Consider the following 16449-nt stretch of genomic DNA (forward strand, 5'->3'; position numbering starts at 1 on the left):
ATCACAAAATACTAATTTTTCAAGCAAGAATCTACATTGTAGGAGTTCCTACAAATCCTATTTTTGTAAGACGATTCTTGTTGCACTTCTTTTCAACTTGTAAGTAGGATTGCATAGGAAGCTACGACAAGAACGAAACTTTTTCCCGGATTCAAATTTTGTCAGGATTTTTAAATATGGGAACACTCCCAAAATTCCTGGCAGATCTAAAACCGATTCATCTAAAGTTTCCAGTGACTCGGACGACCGACGTTATGAAATCTGCCCGAAGGAATGTGCATTGGGTTGTGGCGATGACCGCCGCCACCGTTCGTGCCATAAGACTGATTTCGGTAATAATATGGATATCCGATGCGATTTTGATATCCGTAAGAATAAGAGTAATCTCTATATCTGTCGCAACTTCCGGAATAGTTGGAGCCGCAGTCGTTGGAATTTCGATATAAAAACGGCTGACAACTCATCCCCAGAAAAATAAGAAAACTAAAAATCCCTAAAACAGGAATCAGTGATCTTGCGTTCGCTTTCATGGAACGTCTCCCTTGTCATTTTACTCAGTGACAAGACAGATTTTACACCAAAAAAAAGTTTCGTCTATAGGGAATACCCGCAATGCGGAAACTACCTAATCTTTTTGGGAAACCGAATTTTAATATTGGAAGAATTTAGAAATCAAGAACCTTCTAAAATATCACCTACGAGCCCGTTTGAGATAGATCTACGCGGAAGTATCGTTTGGATTGATTTCCAAAACCTTTTCCATAAAAGAAATCGATTCGGCAAAACAACTATTCTGGTATCGATCGATCCCTCGTTCGAAAGATCCCTTACTCTGATTCATAAGATCGATGATAAAATCGGGTTGTCCGTAGTGGACCTCGTAGATTACGATTCCGTTTTTCTGAATCACGGGACTTACCCTTCTTAAATAAGAATTGATAAAGTTGAAATTTTCCTTCGGAGTCAGCCTCTCGCTCAAATCCGAAAAGGAAACGAATACCCGAAAAGAGGATCGTCATTTCTTTCTGAATCCGATCACCTAACTGAATAGCAACGATGCTTCTTTTATCTAAAAACTTTAAGAATTCGGAAGGAACAAATCTACAATAAGCTTTTTGTGAAACTTAGGCTTCGTGAAAGATTTTTAATCGATTGGAACGCGTTTGAAAATATTTGAGAAAGAATCAGAGACTGGAAAAAGATAAAAACAAAAACTCAAAAAGGCAATAGATTGGAAAAACCGGTAGGATAGAATTCGTTGTAATACAGAAGATCGTTTATGATCGTTAGGATAAACGCAGAAAATCCGATGAGAGCCGAAATCGATCCCTGCTTTTTTCGAATCGCCGCACGAGCGATTACATACAAAAAATAAATCGAATCAAAACGAAGTCCACCTTTTCTATGATGAAAGTTGGAGACTTGGATCGTAAGTAGAACTTCTTAGTTTTCTACGAGAAATCTTTTCGTATGATGGATATATTTTGGCTCCATTGCCTCGAAATTTTCGGAAACCTTTCCGTTAGGAGTTGATCATCCACCCAGACCTTGTATGCGGTTCCTGCATAAGGAATCTTTAAAGTAAGCAATCTTCCCTTCCGATTCGGATTGAGTTTCAAAAGTAAAAAATACGTAGCAAAACCCGCGCCTCCGATCCTTTTCAATTCTCCGGGAGGAACCCAGTCGTTCCAAGAACCAGGGCTTCGATCGTCTGTATCGGTTTTAAAATCGTTTCGTTTCTTAAGTCGGAAGGTTGATAGAGTTATTTCCAATAAAAATTCCATTCTCCATCCAAGCGAATCCGTGTTTGATAGATCGATCCGAGTCGGATCTGCAACGCCTGACTTCGCCGGCTGAAACACAACGTCTTCTTCGGAGGATTTACTACAGAAGAAAAAAAATGACTAAAATTAAAACAAGGAAGTAGGAAACATTGCGCATAGTTTCGCAAAGATCCTACATCCAAATTTTAAAGCACTCAAAATCGGAAAAAAGATTTCATTTCACATTATTGAATTTCATCATCCAGTCAAAAAAATCAGCCTGCCACAGAGTTTGAGCTCCGAGTTGACAGTGTTCCGCGCCTCCCGAAGTCCGATCGTAGATCACAGTAGTTAAACTTCTTGCGTTTGTTAACTTCGATTTAAAATCTTCCACTTGTTTCAAAGGAATAAAATGATCTTCGGTTCCCGCAAGAATCAAAACGTCTTGTTTGATTTTAGGAGCTATCGTTTCCAGAGAATAGTTAGCAAATGCGTCTAACGTTTCCCTCGAGCTTGCGGTTTTCATAGTCCATCTTCCGTTCTTTACTCCCCAAGCAAAACTTGGAGAAAAGGTGGATTTGATGGAAACCAAAAATTCGATCAGACCGTCGTATTTATGTTTTCTTAACCAAAGGACAAAACCGGGAACCGCATTCTCTGCGACTTCTCCAAAATTGTAAAGAACGTCATAGGAGACAACTCCTGCAAAACGATCGTCAAAGGCGGCGGCACGCGGGGCTAAATATCCACCCAGACTCATTCCCACTAAAATCATTGTAGTAGGTTTAGAATGTTTGGAAAGAAACGTATCGATTACGCTCTTTGTCGGCTTTTCCCATTCCGGCGTAAAACCTAAGTCTTGTGTTCTTATCGCAGAGCCCTGTCCCGGACCTTCATACGTAAGAACACTATAACCTCGATCATAAGCGCTTTTCACTAAAACAAAATACAATTCTTCGAGAGTAGAATCAAAACCTCCTACAAGAACGATCAACGGCTTTTTTTCAGAACCGATCGGACCCGGATAATAAACGGCATTGAGTTGTTTACCTTCATAGGAAACTTTGATACGTTCATAACGAACTTCGAGAGTATCCAGACCTTTGTAGAATAGATTGACTCCTTTTTGAAAGGAAGGAAGTCTTCTTTCGTCCTCGGGGGAAAGAAAGAATTCCGCGGTCCGTATATAGTTGTGCGCGCGAAGAAAAGCGTAACCTCGACTCATTGGATCCTGAATTTTCTCGGCTCTTTTCAAAACTTGCTCCGCCAATTTTTCCCAGGATAAAAACCAACTTTCGGAATCGCCTTCTTTAATATGACGAATCGTTTCCAAAACCTCTCCCGTATCGGCTCCATCCGTTCGAATATCGTTTAACGCGCGTAAGGTTTGAAAATGATAAGCTTGGTCCTGAAAAAAACGAGCCTGTCCGACCCTCCCGCATTGAAACAAAACAAACACTGACAACAAAAGGAGCAAACGAATCGAGATTCCCAAAAGAGAGTCCCTTCTCTCTCGATTTTCATTACGAAGCGGAAGGATTCGATTCTCCAAATCCGATATCCCGCTCTCGATTCTAAACTTTTTATTTCGATTCATAAAATCCCCACTTTTCTCACAATATGAACATTGTTCATATTTAAAATTTAGGAAGATCATTTGTAAATAAAAAATTTGAACTTTGTTCATATTTTTAAAAGCTGGGAAAAGAAGATCCCCGTGATTTATAAAAGAAATCGATGAATTCTAAGAAGAAAAAAGTCAGAAATCCGGTTCAAAACCGTTCCATTGAAAGAAAGGAAAAAATCATCGAAGCCGCGTATAAGCTCGTAAAACAAAGAGGATATTCCGAAACCGGGATTCGCGATATCGTCGAAGTGGCGGAGGTTTCGATCGGAACCTTTTACGCTTATTACCGGGATAAGAGCGATATCGCGCTGGAGATCATACGGAAATACAGCGAAGAATTCTATGGAAATCTCGCTGGGGATACGATCGACTCGCTAAAAGGAGAGACCGATCTCGCGATCATTCTTTATGAAATTCTGCTTCGAATGAAAAAGTCCGCTTTGAAAAATCCGAAGCTTCATCGTGAACTCGCGGTTCTTTCTCTTACGGATGAAAAGATCGCGGTGGCGGTAAAAAAAATTGAACGGGAAAGGATCCAAAAGGAAGCTTCGAAATTGCTTCAACATTTCGGCGGCACCTTAGAATTGCGTTCCGAACCGACGAGCCTTTTGATCGCACAAAGGGCGATGGACGATATCGTAAGTTATATGGTCTTACACGGATTCGATGTCGATCCGGAAACGGTTCTTCGAGAAACGGCTTTGATGATCAGCTCTTATCTGCTTCGAAAATAAGAAGTTACGGAATTCTTCTCCGTTCCCTTTCCGGAAATAAATAAAGCGAGAATGAAAATTCTTTCAGATCCTTTTGATTCGGATCCTTGCGCTTTGTATTGAATCGTTGTTATCTCAATCGATCAACCTTTGCCAAAAGAATTTCCGCTTTTGTTTCGGAGATTCTACTTTATTTTCAAATCGTTTTGGCTCTAAGACCCCGTCTATAGAAACGAAGATCGTATAGGTTAGAATGAAAAATGTTTCCTGAATAAATTCTTCAATTTCTTGTAGGACTTCCTTTTCGTCCTTATAGATGATTCCCGAAATTTTTATATCATCCGATTGTTCGTCCGACTCGAAGAGAAAATAATAATGTTCCAGTCTTTCAAAGAGCAAGAAGTCGGAACTCGCGCTGATTTTATACAACGCTTTGTCCTTATACTCCGAATCGAATCCGACAAAGAGTCCTCCGAGTGAAAAATCTTGAATGACTCCTTCGATTCTTCCTTTGCGCGCAAAAAAATCGCGGGTAAACGGTTCGAAATAAACGTTTTCGTATTTTGGAAAAATACTTTTTAATAGTGTTCTATGTCCGTCTTGAATTGGCTTTTGTATAAAAATCGTATTTCCGTTCTTTACCGTGAAGCCGTCGTAAGAGCAAGTCCCTCCAAAACAATCTACGTCGATATAAACGAACGTTTTTTCCGGGTAAAGTTTACTGAATTCGATTGCCCTTTCATCCAGTAGAGCAATTTCTTCTTCAAGCTCTTGCATTTTCTCCGGATCACATATTCTCATCAACTCCTCTCTTTCTACCTGAGCGACAACGCCGTGAAAATCCGAATGAAATTTCTTTACCTTTGCAAAAGAGAAATTTTTTTTGAGTTCTGAGATTAAATCCTCATCCGTTTCATACTCAAAAATTGTAATGATGTTTTGTGAATAGTAACCCAATTCTTTTATCCTTAGATCAACAACCGATGGAAATCAGGAAATTGAAATCGAACCGCATTTTAAAATCCGAATATACAAATTTAAAACTTACGAATGCCGGACGAGAAACGATCGCCTGAAGATAATTTTCAATGCCTTGGATAAAGGATCGTCTTTCGCTTTCGAAATAAAAGGTTATCAGAATTCAAAGAATGAAATATTGATTGTGCAAAATGCACAAAATATAGCTCTTTATTCTGTTATATAGAATTTTTAGAAAATATATTGAAATCCCTGAATAGAAAAAGATTCTTAGCCTTATATATCCGTTCTTCGGGTAAGGAGCTTTTTGAATGAATTTGAGAAGAATTTCTTTAGCGTTTCTTTTAATCCTAATCTCTCTGACAGGACTTCAAGCAGGGAACTTTAAATTAGATCCAGCTCACACTTCTGTCGGCTTTAAAATCAAACACCTTGGTTTAAACAATGTTCCGGGTTCTTTTAAAGAATTTCAGGGAAAGTTTAGCTTTGATGAAAAATCCGGAGCGCTTTCCGGACTGGATGTTACGATCCAAACCGCTTCGATTTTTACAAACGATGAAAAACGCGACGGGCATTTGAAATCAAAAGATTTCTTCGATGCGGAAGGAACTCCTACAATCACGTTTAAGTCTGCGAAAGCGACCGTGAAAAAAGGATCGGTTTCTAAAATCGCAGGCGAGCTTACAATCAAAGGTGTTACCAAGCCGGTTGTTTTAAATGTAACCTTTAACGGTTCCGCAAAAGATCCGTGGGGAACGGTTCACTTTGCTTTCGAAGCGGAAACCAAAATCAATCGCAAAGATTTCGGACTGACTTGGAATAAGGCTTTGGAAACCGGCGGAGTTTTGGTTGGAGAAGAAGTTTCAATCAAGATCGAAGGCGAAGCAGTCGCAGAATAAAGAAACAAATCCTTTCCTGTTTTTTTTGAAGGAATGGATTTAGTAAGACTTTGATTTTTAAAAATAGTTAGAATCAACCTCCCTTTGTAAAACATACGAGGGAGGTTTTTTATGACCTTAGAGTTTAGCCGCTTCTTTTTCGTATTCCGTAGCTTCTTGGATACAGTGATCCTCTAATTTTTTATACTTCTTATGCTCTTCGTTGGAAGAGGCAGCCTTGCCGCCTTGACTACGAATGGCAAGAGACTTATACTTCTCCGCCAGCTCCTTGTGATCCTTCGCTTTTTTCAGCAGATATTCTTTGGCAATTTTCTTGAGTTCCGGATTGGTTGCTTCTTTTACCAACAACGTTTCCATTTCCGAAATGGCAAATACTCCGGTGGAAAAAACGGAAAGAAAAAGCGCTAACGCTATGATTTTTTTCATGGTCCTATACTCCTAAATCGATTGACTCGACTTCATACTACGCGTCTGTTTTTCCAAGTAGGATATCGATTTCTTCAAATTTTTTTCCATCATCGTTTCATTCTGTTTTTTGCATGTAATCGTCTAGGTTTGTTATGCGATACTTAAGAAATGTCGATCCGTTTTAAAATTGCTTCTTAAAAGTACAATTTGTTCTTGAATGAAGCAAGATTGAAAAGGGGAATTTTCCGCCGAAATCGAAATGGATCTCTTTGCGAACTTACGGTCTCCGATTCTGTTTTTAGTAAGGCCCGTTTTCTCAGTCTCAAATGAAATTCCCAATCCGGATTTGAAAGAATCTTCAATCTTAGAAGGGACCCGAATTCCTTTTATAAAAGGATAGAACAGGCAAACGCCGATTTCATAAAAAACAAAAAAATTAAAAAGTATAAAATTTTTAGAATATTCTATTTTACTGAAATTTTCAAACGTCGATTTCTTAAATAGAAGATCGAGTAAAATTAAAATTTCGAAATCACGAAGATGACAAAGGAGGAATTTAAGAGGAGAGAATTAAGAAAGTTTTCATAGGACCCACCCGAGGGTGAATCCTATGTTTCTACAAAAAGATTTTAGCTCGAAGAGGAAGATTTCTCCACTCTTCTCCACTGGTTCGCCCAGCCTGCGAATGCGTTCTGATTTCTAGATTGAATATAAAGTTTTCCGCTTCCCGAAAAAACCGCGACCAAACCTTCTCCACTCAAGAACAAAGACTTGAGACCGCCGACTTTTTGAATCGTATAGTTCAACGTTCCTTCGAAACCCACGATATGTCCGGTGTCCACGGTGTATTGACCGTTTACTTCGATCGTATGAATCGCGCCAAAGCTCGAAAAGAAAAGATCTCCCGCGCCGCTGACTTTCAAAAAGAAAAGACCTTCTCCGGAAAAAAATCCTTTGAATCCACCCCATTTGCTATCGATGACCAAGGATTCGGAACCTGCTACATAGGCTCCTCGGCTAAGAATCAATTCTTCTCCTTTCATCTTGCGGTATTCGATATCGCCTTGGGTCTGACTCGTTAAAAAGAGAGTTCCCGTTCCACCTTCCGACTTGAAAGTATTTTGAAAAAAGGATTCACCACTGAGTAACGCACGTTTTGCGGAAGCCCAGATTCCACCTTCCGCCTTTGTCGCCATCTTTACGGTGGGACTCATCGCAACCATCGCGCCGGACTCGGCACGGATCGTTTCTCCGTTTTCTAATTCCACTTGGATGATTGGAAAATCAGGTTTTAGTAATATTTCGTGTTTCACGATTCATTCTCCTTATCTTTTGATCGGAGGCAGTTGATTGCGGAACCAACTTCCTAAAGACGGAACGTTTCTGGATTGGATCCAGACCCTTCCTCTTCCTTTAAAACGAGCGACAAATCCTTCTCCACCCAAGAAGAAAGACTTCCATCCGCCGAACTTGGTCATCTCGTAATTAAGTCCCTCGTCGAACGCGACGATATGCCCCGTATCCACGATCATCTCTCCGTCGACTTGCAGGATATCGATTCCGCCGTAACTGGAAATGAGAAGAGGTCCGTTGCCGGAAAGTTTTAAGAAGAATAAAGATTCTCCGCTGATAAATCCTTTCAGACCTTGAAACTTGGTATCCATCTCTATGTTCGGAGAAGACGCGAGAAAGGAACTGGATTGAACATAAACGGTTCCAGCAAGATCGATCTTATCCACGTCGCCCGGAAGAGTCGGTGCGAGTAGAACTTCTCCGTTTCCGGAAGAAGCTGTGAAGGTGTTCATCCAAAAGGATTCTCCGCCGAGGAATGCCGCTTTTAAACTTTTTAAGAATCCGCCCTGCTGTGCTTTGTGGGTTTGAATCGTAATCCCATTGCTCATCGACATCATGGAACCGGATTCAGCTTTGATGGATTCTCCGCCGCCCAGAGTGACCTTTGCAAAACTATACGACGGTTTGCTAAGAATTTCAATATTCATAATATTACCTTTTCCTTATTGAGGAAGGAGTCCCGTCAGCCAGGATAAGAATCCGGATGGAACCCGAGTCTGAATCAAAATTTTACCGTGACCGGTAAACTCCATTACCAAACCTTCGCCGCCGAAAAGAGTGGACTTCCAACTTCCTCCGGCCTTTCCGATTTTATACTGAAGAGTTTTGTCAAAAGCGACTACGTGTCCGGTATCGATCGTATAAGCGCCTTGTACTTCGATCGGAAGAATGGCTCCGTAAGAATTCAAAAAGAGTTTTCCGTTTCCCGTAACATCCAAAAGAAACACACCTTCTCCGCCGAGAAAGGAACGCAGTCCGCCGAATCTCGGTTTCATAGTAATCGTTTCATCGGAGGCGAGATAAGCGCCCGCTTCCACGAGAAGTCCGTTGTCCGTAAGATCGATTCCGACAACGTCCCCTGGAAGTTCCGGAGCAAAGCCGATCTCCGCGCCCGCGGAAGGAGCCTTGAAGACATTGAAGAAAAAGGATTCTCCGCCGAAAAATCTCCGCGAAAGTGCAGAAAGAAATCCGCTTCCCATTTTGGTTTCAACGTCGATCCCGGGTGTCATATAAACCATCGCGCCTGCTTCCGCTTTGATGGTTTCACCGGGCGACAATTTTACTTTTAGAAAAGAATACGAAGGTTTGTGGATGATCTCGTAATTCATAGAAGCAGCAATGTAAATAAATTGACTCAAACGTCAATCGAAAAGTGTTTTCAGAAGCGATCCAAAGAATTATATGGGAGGAACACTATGGCACAAAGAAACGTATTTATCACGGGAACGAACCGCGGAATCGGATTGGAACTTACAAAACACTTTCTCTCAAAAGGAGATCAGGTATTTGCGCTTTGTAGAAGAAGTTCCACGGAGCTCGTTCGTCTAAAACCCACTCGGATCCTCGAAGGGATCGACGTCCTCAATTCGAATTCAATCCAAGCTTTGACTTCTAAAGTTTTAGATACTAAGATCGACATTCTTATCAACAACGCTGGGATTTTGATTCCGGACAATCTACAGACTCTCGACGAAGACAATATCATCACTCAATTCTTAGTCAATTCCCTAGGGCCTTTGAAAGTTGTACACGCGCTTCTACCCTTCCTCAAAGAGGATGCAAAGCTCGTGTTCTTAACGAGTAGAATGGGTTCCATCGCGGACAATACATCGGGTTCTTACTATGGATATCGCGCGTCCAAAGCCGCCTTAAACGCAATCGCGGTCAGCTTGGCCCGAGATCTGGCGCCAAAAGGAATCTCCGTCGGGATCTTTCATCCCGGAATGGTAGCGACAGAAATGACAGGAAGACAAGGAATTTCTCCCGAAGAAAGTGTAGTCGGTTTAGCAGAACGGATCGATGCTCTGAATCTCGCGAGCTCGGGTAAATTCTTTCATCAAAACGGAGAAGAATTGCCCTGGTGATCGATGGGACAATAACCTGTGTCCCAGTAGATACACTGTTGTAGAAATGAGACGGTTTGTCAGAAATTTATTTCAAATTATGTCGGATTGGACCGCAAACCCCCCTTGGCTAGCCCGAAAAAACCGGTTTTAATAAACCCTTTGGCATAGAGTTTGCTTATATAGGGACATAGGGGTTCAAACCAAACCGAAAACTTCGGTGGAATTTTGGCTCTTGAGAATACGAAAAGCGAACTTCGACGCTCCTACGGATGTCCTTTGATAAGGAAGCAGTTGGAAAATCGAAAATGCACAACTATGAAAGAAACCATATATAGAAGATCCATACAGGATACAGTTAGAATCAAGGGAATCGGGCTTCATTCCGGAAAAGAAGTAAACCTAGTCGCTCATCCCGCCGCATCTGGCACAGGAATTGTTTTTGAATATCGGAAAGGGCAAGAAAAGGCGTCGATCTCGGCGGAACTGAGCAACGTAGTCGACACGAGCAACGCGACTACGCTTGGAGACGGACTCTACCGGATCCAAACCGTAGAACATCTTTTAGCCGCGGTCTATGCTTTGGGCCTCACCGACTTGATCCTGGAAATTGATGCGGTAGAAGTCCCGATCATGGACGGTTCTTCCCTTCCTTTCTTACAAGCCCTCGAATCCGCAGGAATTGTAGAATATCCCGAAATCGTAGAACCGATTTATGTGCAAAATCCGCTCTGGGTTGTTGACGGGGACAAATACCTCGTTCTTCTCCCGAGCAACGAACTCAAAGTTACCTACACAATTGACTTCAACCATCCCCTTCTCAAAGGACAAAGCATCACGATCGCTTTGGACCGAGAGAAGATCAAACAAGAGATTCTTCCGGCAAGAACCTTTGGATTCTTAAAGGACGTAGAAGCGCTCCAAGCCAGAGGATTGGCGATGGGCGGATCCTTAGACAACGCGATCGTCCTCACACAGGACGGGTATTTGAACCAACAGCTTCGTTTTGAAAATGAATGTGTGCGCCACAAGATCTTAGATCTTTTCGGAGATATATCGATCGCGGGAAGACCGATCATCGGCCACTATCTCGCATCGAAGGCGGGACACGCACTGGATATCTCCATGGCAAAGTTGGTGATGAGCAGCGTGACCGGGGATGAAATCAGCAAATACAAAAGCCGGAGAACTCCCCTTTTCAAAAGAAAAGCGGCGATCGTCTAAGAATTCTTTTTACTTTCGTCATAGACCTCATTCCAGAGGTCGAGCCGCGCCCTCTTCTGACCTCCGTCATTTTTAGAAAAGAATTGTCAGATTCTTCTTTTCGAGAATTCTGTAGTCGAGTTTTACTCGGAAATCAACTTTATAAATGATCCCCTCCAAACGGACAGTTTTCACCGGAATCACAGCTTTCCCAGGGAAACTATACGGTAAGGTTCTCAAAACCGGAAAAAAAAGGAATACGATCCTTACCGGAACCTACGTACACGAATCGGCCAAAGAAGAAGAAATCGAAAAGTTCAAAATCGCTCTCGAAGAAAGCCTCGAAAGCCTTCGGATCCTCATTACGTCCGTCGAAGCGTCCGGTCCGGACAATAAAGAAGTTCAGGAAATTTTAGAAACCCAGGCGATGATCTGTTCGGATCCGGGTCTTTCCACCTCGGTTCAAAAAAGAATTTTGGATCTGGGAGAAAACGCGATTCTTGCCGTACAAAACGTAACCCATGAGATCACCGAAAAATTTCGGGCCATGGAGAATGAATTCTTCAGAGAAAGAGTGGATCATTTTCACGACGTCTCGAATCGACTGATCGAATTCATCGCGGGAAAAAAAGAAGAAGATTCTTTTTTATCCGGTCTGAAGGAAGACCTGATCTTGGTCGCGAGAGAACTCACACCTTCTCAGATGATTCTTATGGATAAGACAAGAATCCGGGGAATCGTAACGGACCTCGGAGGAAAGACGGGCCACATGGCCATCCTCGCGAGAAACTATGGAATTCCTACGGTCGTCGGTTTAAAAGATTTTTCCTCTTATGTGAGGGATAACGAATTCATATTCTTAGATGCGGAAGCGGGAAGCGTAGTAAGGTTTCCGACTTTGGAAGAAATAAAATACTACGGCTTTAGTTCCACCTATCCTGTCGAGGAAAGCGGAACCAAAAAAACCCGGGCCGTAAGTAAGGACGGAATTCGGGTCAAGATCAAATGTAATTTAGAATCCGAACTCGACTGCGAACAAGCGATCCGTTTTGGCGCGGAAGGAGTCGGTCTCTTTCGAAGCGAATCCCTATTCTTAAAATACCAGGACAGTAACGTCTCCGGAGAAGAACAGTTTCGCGCTTACAAAGCGATCGCCGAAGGAATGGAAGATAAACCCGTTACGATCCGCACCTTTGATATCGGCGCCGATAAATTCTCAACCGGAGAAGAAGAGGAAAATCCGTTTTTGGGAAACAGAGGAATTCGATATTCCCTTTCCAACCCTGAATGGTTCAGTGAACAACTAACGGCGATTTTGCGAGCCTCGGCTTTTGGGAATGTGAGCATACTACTTCCTATGATCACCGGGCCCGCCGAGATCATCAAAACCAGAGAACTATTAGAAGAATGTAAACGCAAACTCAGCGCTCAAAAAGAGAAATTTAATAAGAAGATCAAAATGGGCGTGATGATAGAAACTCCGGCTGCGGTTTCCGCCTTGGATTTGATCGCGAGAGAAGCCGATTTCTTTTCGGTGGGAACTAACGATCTTTTACAATACATCATGGCGGTGGATCGAAATAACATCCACGTTTCTTCGCTTTACAATCCGTATCATATCGCCTTCTTACGGGCACTGATTCGAATCGTGGAAGTATCGAGGGACTACGACAAACCTCTTGGAATTTGCGGAGAACTTGCGTCGGATACGAACTTTACGATCTTCTTAATCGGAATCGGAATCCGGGATCTTTCAGTTTCCATTCCATTCTTAAATCCGATTCGAAAGATCATTCGTTCCATCTCCTTACATCAGGCCGGAACCTTGGTAAAAAAAATCATCGAACTTTCGGAAGAAGAAAACTACGAGAACATCGAAGCCTTCCTCTTTAGCAAACACTTGAGTTAAGAGATTTCTTTTTCCAAAATCAGAAACACAAAAGAATCCCAAACCGTTTCCTTTTCCTGAAAGAAAACGGGACCTAGTGTTTCCTTATCCTTTTTCAAACAAAGATAGGAATGTTTATCCGTACGAAGATAGAATTTTCCGCAGGTTCCCGAAAGAGTTTGGATCAGATCCTTTAGAAGTTTAGGAAGATTTTTCTCGTCTTCGGGAAGGGAAACTCCGGTGATCAGAATCTCTTGATTCTCCCAGGTTCCTGTGATGGAAACGGCTTTCGGATTCCATTCTTCAAACAATTCCTTTTCGTAGGAAGCCAGGGCCGGATTGAGAATATTATGAATTTCAGAATTCATCGAGAGTGGAAATTCTTTTCCCACAACTCTGGGAATAAATCCCTCGGCGCGAAACTGTTTCCAGTCCTCGAACCCTTCGATCTTCGCGAGTCCTCGAACAAAGCCTGGTGTGAATCCGCCGACTGTGATCGTATCTTTAGAACAATTTGCGGTCAGGATCGAACGCATACAAAGAAAGCCTAGATTATAAGGTGAAAATTGAGAGACCTGGGAAAAGTTCCAAACCTCGTTTTCTCTCTTCGGAGAAAGATAGAGATTGTCCAGTGCGTATAAATCTCCGTGTCCGGAGGGGGAAAATACCGAAGATTTCTGGAGTTGTTTCTGAGTGCCGGCCATATACTGTTTTATCGGTACGCGGCCAATTTCTCAGAAGAAATAAAAAAGCCAGCTTTTGAGGGCTGGCTTTTTCCAATTCGAAAGATCGAAAAATTCTAATCTTGGTTGGTAGCGTAGATTTTTTTGATCTTGTCGATGTATTTTTCGGTGATCACGTGACGTTTCATTTTCATCATGTTGTTCAACTCTTCGCCTACTTCAAAAGGTTTGGAGATGATGATAAAAGGAGTCACCTGTTCAAAGGACTTAAATCCGTTCTTCGTATTGTTTAGAGCCTTGATCTCTTTTCTGTAAAGGTCGTAAACTTTCGGATTTTCGATCAGTTTCTCGTTGTTCGGTTCGTTGATTCCGTTTTCTTTCGCCCATTCTTGGAGCTTTTCGAAATCCGGAACGATGAGAGCGCCTAAATTCTTCTGATCCTGACCGATCACCATACACTGACTGATGTAAGCGGATTCCTGGAGTTTGTTCTCGATCGGAACCGGCTCCACATTTTCTCCGCCCAAAAGAACCACGGTGTCTTTCGCACGGCCTGTCAATGTGAGGGTCTTTTTAAAGTTGATCATCCCCATATCGCCGGTGTTCATCCAGCCGTCTTGGATCGCCTTGGAAGTAGCCTCTTCGTTTTTGAAATAACCTTTCATCACTTGAGGTCCTTTGACGAAAACGACTCCTTTCAGTCCAAGTTTCCCTTGAGAAATATTTCCTTCTTCATCGATTTCTGTGAGAACCGCGTTGTTATCGTTACGAATCTGGAGTTTTGTCTTTGGAGCCACCACACCCACGGAACCAATGATCAGTTTTTCAAAAGTTCTAACCGAAATTACCGGAGACGTTTCCGTCATACCGTAACCTTCCAGAACGTTGATTCCGATGTTTCCAAAGAATTCGTCCACGTGTCTTGGAAGAGCCCCTCCGCCGGAAATGGACGCTTTGAGTTGTCCGCCCGTCGCAGCCCTGATCTTCGAGAGCACGATTCTATCCAGAGTGAAGCTGTTCAAGAACACGGCAAAACCGGCAATCGTGTAAAGTGGAGAAGTCAGGAAGTGAAGTTCGGTTCCGGCGAAATAAGCGCCTAACGCGCCCGCAAGAATCGTAAGTGTAAAAGGTCCGGTCAACAGAAGTTGTACGAACATTAGAATTCCGTAAAAGAAAGATCCGATCGGATTTCTTCCACGATAATCCACTTCGATTCCTTTTAGAAAACGAACCGCTTGGTTTCTCTTGCTCGAAAAGAAGTATGCGAGTTTGAAAAGACCTCTGCGAAGCGCAGGAGTCTGAGCCGGGTCGTTGATTCTTGTATAAATTCCGTTGTAGATGTTTTCCCAAAGTCTTGGCGCAGAACCCATAAACGTGGGTTTTACGGTCGCCAAATCCTGACGAAGATCTCTCACGTTCGTATAGTATGTAGCCGCTCCAAGTCCGAGACAAACGTATTCGACTACTCTTTCGAAAACGTGCCAAATCGGAAGGATGGAAAGTAGACGTGCGTCCGCTTGAATCTTTAACATCGGACTTACGTGATTTACCTGGTGCATCATGTTGGAATGTTTCAACATAACTCCCTTAGGAAGTCCCGTAGTTCCGGAAGTGTAGATCAGAGTAAAAAGATCGTCGGGTTGAATCGCGGACACTCTTTCTTCCGCTTTTCTGGATCCGCCTTCTCTCAGTTTTTTCCCTTTTTCTATAAGATCCTGCATTTTCAAAACGCCGGGTGCGGTACTCGCCGCATCCATCATGATGATGGTCTTTACGTTATTCAGCTGAGATTTGTTTCTGTTAAACTTCTCGAGTATCTTATCGTTTTCGATAAAAACAACTTCCACTTCCGAGTGATTGAGGATATAAACGATTTCAGAATCTGTAATATCAGTTCCGCGTGGAACGTCGGCAGCGCCGGTTAAAATCACACCGTAGTCTGCGATCATCCATTCGATACGATTGTCTGCGAGTAAACCTACTCTTTGCTTTTGTTGAACACCTAACTCGATCAATGCTTCCGCAAGATTTAAACCTTGTTCGTACAGTTGACCGTATGTGGTAGGATAGTAGTCCTTCTTGGAATCTTTTGAAAAGAACGCCGGTAGGTCCCGAAATTTTTCCGCAGATTCACGAAATAGCTGGGCTAAGTTTTCCGCCATGAAACTCATTCACTCCTGATATCTTTAGTTCAATACAACTTAGGAATTCCGACTAGATACTGTCGGGTAAGGATTCAAAATTAAATATAGAACCTCAGAAATAAACCCTTTTTTTGGATCGCTTCGAGGACGGTCTTATTTATTTACCGTGTTATACAATACTATGGTGCAGTGAACCAATTTGAAAAACTGGCTCTGAGTTTTGGATAGTCTCGATCCTGAATCCCATACTGAATTTTCAGGAGTTTTCCGGAAACGCTGAATACAAGAAGAGCCGGTTGCCCTTCCACCTTATATTCGTTTATAAGCGCAAAATCCCGATCCACAAAAGACGGGTAGGTCATTCCGAATTCCCGAGCGGCTTGGATATGTTCCTGTTTTGTAAGTTCCGGTTCCGTGTTGATTCCCAAAAGAACCCCATTCTTACCCTGCAGATCTTTTGAAAGCTTTTCTAAAACTGGAACCGCTTCCTTACAAGGCTCGCACCAAGAAGCCCAGACGTCCAAGAGCAAAACCTTTCCCTTGTATTCCTGGAGACTTATAGCTTTGTTGTCGAGGTCCGAAAGTTTGAGTTTATAGAGAATCGATTCTTCTTTGGAAGAATTGCAGGCTGAGAAAAAAATCAGAAGAGAAGAAAAAAACCAACGCGTTAGAAACATCTCTTCACATCTTCCTAAAATCGGAAAGAATGTAAATGGAAAAAATCTTT

General features: G+C 42.4%; 18 protein-coding genes. 5 read left to right on the forward strand and 13 right to left on the reverse strand.

Annotated elements, in window-relative coordinates:
* Nucleotides 1-221 precede the first annotated feature (221 nt).
* The 5 genes from A0128_RS10460 to A0128_RS10475 all read right to left on the reverse strand — a co-directional run bounded on the left by A0128_RS10460 (nt 222) and on the right by A0128_RS10475 (nt 3360).
* Nucleotides 222-530, reverse strand: coding sequence for a hypothetical protein (locus tag A0128_RS10460; RefSeq protein WP_069607460.1), 309 nt, complete (start codon nt 528-530; stop codon nt 222-224).
* Nucleotides 531-718: 188 nt separating this feature from the next.
* Complete coding sequence (locus A0128_RS10465) at nt 719-910, reverse strand: hypothetical protein (RefSeq protein WP_069607461.1); 192 nt, start codon at nt 908-910, stop codon at nt 719-721.
* A gap of 305 nt (nt 911-1215) precedes the next feature.
* Complete coding sequence (locus tag A0128_RS22105; protein ID WP_156781817.1) at nt 1216-1368, reverse strand: hypothetical protein; 153 nt, start codon at nt 1366-1368, stop codon at nt 1216-1218.
* Between the two features lie 83 nt (nt 1369-1451).
* Nucleotides 1452-1862 (reverse strand): hypothetical protein, encoded by a 411-nt coding sequence (locus A0128_RS10470; protein ID WP_069607462.1) that lies wholly within the window; start codon nt 1860-1862, stop codon nt 1452-1454.
* A 136-nt stretch (nt 1863-1998) separates the two neighbouring features.
* Entirely contained in the window at nt 1999-3360 is a 1362-nt protein-coding gene (locus A0128_RS10475) for an alpha/beta hydrolase family protein (RefSeq protein ID WP_156781818.1), read from the reverse strand.
* 140 nt (nt 3361-3500) lie between these two features.
* Between A0128_RS10475 and A0128_RS10480 the strand changes: the two genes are divergently transcribed.
* On the forward strand, nt 3501-4124 hold the full coding sequence (locus A0128_RS10480; RefSeq protein ID WP_069607463.1) for a TetR/AcrR family transcriptional regulator: 624 nt from the start codon (nt 3501-3503) through the stop codon (nt 4122-4124).
* Between the two features lie 114 nt (nt 4125-4238).
* Here the strand turns inward: A0128_RS10480 and A0128_RS10485 are convergent, their stop codons facing one another.
* Nucleotides 4239-4880 (reverse strand): hypothetical protein, encoded by a 642-nt coding sequence (locus tag A0128_RS10485; RefSeq protein ID WP_156781819.1) that lies wholly within the window; start codon nt 4878-4880, stop codon nt 4239-4241.
* A gap of 512 nt (nt 4881-5392) precedes the next feature.
* Here A0128_RS10485 and A0128_RS10490 point away from each other — a divergent pair.
* Nucleotides 5393-5980 carry a YceI family protein gene (locus tag A0128_RS10490; RefSeq protein ID WP_069607465.1) on the forward strand — a complete coding sequence of 196 codons (588 nt, stop codon included), beginning with the start codon at nt 5393-5395 and terminating at the stop codon, nt 5978-5980.
* 117 nt (nt 5981-6097) lie between these two features.
* On the opposite strand, the gene A0128_RS10495 is transcribed toward A0128_RS10490, so the two are convergent.
* From A0128_RS10495 to A0128_RS10515, 4 genes are all read right to left on the reverse strand, one after another.
* Nucleotides 6098-6406: an LIC_10421 family protein gene (locus A0128_RS10495; RefSeq protein ID WP_069607466.1), complete on the reverse strand. Its 309-nt coding sequence runs from the start codon at nt 6404-6406 to the stop codon at nt 6098-6100.
* Between the two features lie 611 nt (nt 6407-7017).
* Nucleotides 7018-7701, reverse strand: coding sequence for a TIGR00266 family protein (locus tag A0128_RS10505; RefSeq protein ID WP_069607468.1), 684 nt, complete (start codon nt 7699-7701; stop codon nt 7018-7020).
* Nucleotides 7702-7713: 12 nt separating this feature from the next.
* On the reverse strand, nt 7714-8388 hold the full coding sequence (locus A0128_RS10510) for a TIGR00266 family protein (protein WP_069607469.1): 675 nt from the start codon (nt 8386-8388) through the stop codon (nt 7714-7716).
* 15 nt (nt 8389-8403) lie between these two features.
* Complete coding sequence (locus A0128_RS10515; protein ID WP_069607470.1) at nt 8404-9069, reverse strand: TIGR00266 family protein; 666 nt, start codon at nt 9067-9069, stop codon at nt 8404-8406.
* Nucleotides 9070-9156: 87 nt separating this feature from the next.
* On the opposite strand from A0128_RS10515, the gene A0128_RS10520 reads away from it, so the two are divergent.
* The 3 genes from A0128_RS10520 (at nt 9157) to ptsP (ending at nt 12916) form a co-directional block, all read left to right on the forward strand.
* Nucleotides 9157-9825: an SDR family oxidoreductase gene (locus A0128_RS10520; protein ID WP_069607471.1), complete on the forward strand. Its 669-nt coding sequence runs from the start codon at nt 9157-9159 to the stop codon at nt 9823-9825.
* Between the two features lie 297 nt (nt 9826-10122).
* Nucleotides 10123-11028: a UDP-3-O-acyl-N-acetylglucosamine deacetylase gene (gene lpxC, locus A0128_RS10525; RefSeq protein WP_069607472.1), complete on the forward strand. Its 906-nt coding sequence runs from the start codon at nt 10123-10125 to the stop codon at nt 11026-11028.
* A gap of 145 nt (nt 11029-11173) precedes the next feature.
* Complete coding sequence (ptsP, locus tag A0128_RS10530) at nt 11174-12916, forward strand: phosphoenolpyruvate--protein phosphotransferase (RefSeq protein ID WP_069607473.1); 1743 nt, start codon at nt 11174-11176, stop codon at nt 12914-12916.
* On the opposite strand, the gene A0128_RS10535 is transcribed toward ptsP, so the two are convergent.
* The 3 genes from A0128_RS10535 to A0128_RS10545 form a co-directional block, all read right to left on the reverse strand.
* Nucleotides 12913-13599, reverse strand: a complete 687-nt coding sequence (locus A0128_RS10535; protein WP_069607474.1) for an LIC11631 family protein — start codon at nt 13597-13599, stop codon at nt 12913-12915. The two genes, ptsP and A0128_RS10535, sit on opposite strands and share 4 nt — an antisense overlap.
* Nucleotides 13600-13694: 95 nt before the next feature.
* Nucleotides 13695-15740 carry an AMP-dependent synthetase/ligase gene (locus A0128_RS10540; RefSeq protein WP_069607475.1) on the reverse strand — a complete coding sequence of 682 codons (2046 nt, stop codon included), beginning with the start codon at nt 15738-15740 and terminating at the stop codon, nt 13695-13697.
* Between the two features lie 161 nt (nt 15741-15901).
* Nucleotides 15902-16399 carry a TlpA disulfide reductase family protein gene (locus tag A0128_RS10545; protein ID WP_069607476.1) on the reverse strand — a complete coding sequence of 166 codons (498 nt, stop codon included), beginning with the start codon at nt 16397-16399 and terminating at the stop codon, nt 15902-15904.
* Between the last annotated feature and the right edge of the window lie 50 nt (nt 16400-16449).

The organism is Leptospira tipperaryensis, assembly GCF_001729245.1.
Taxonomy (GTDB): domain Bacteria; phylum Spirochaetota; class Leptospiria; order Leptospirales; family Leptospiraceae; genus Leptospira; species Leptospira tipperaryensis.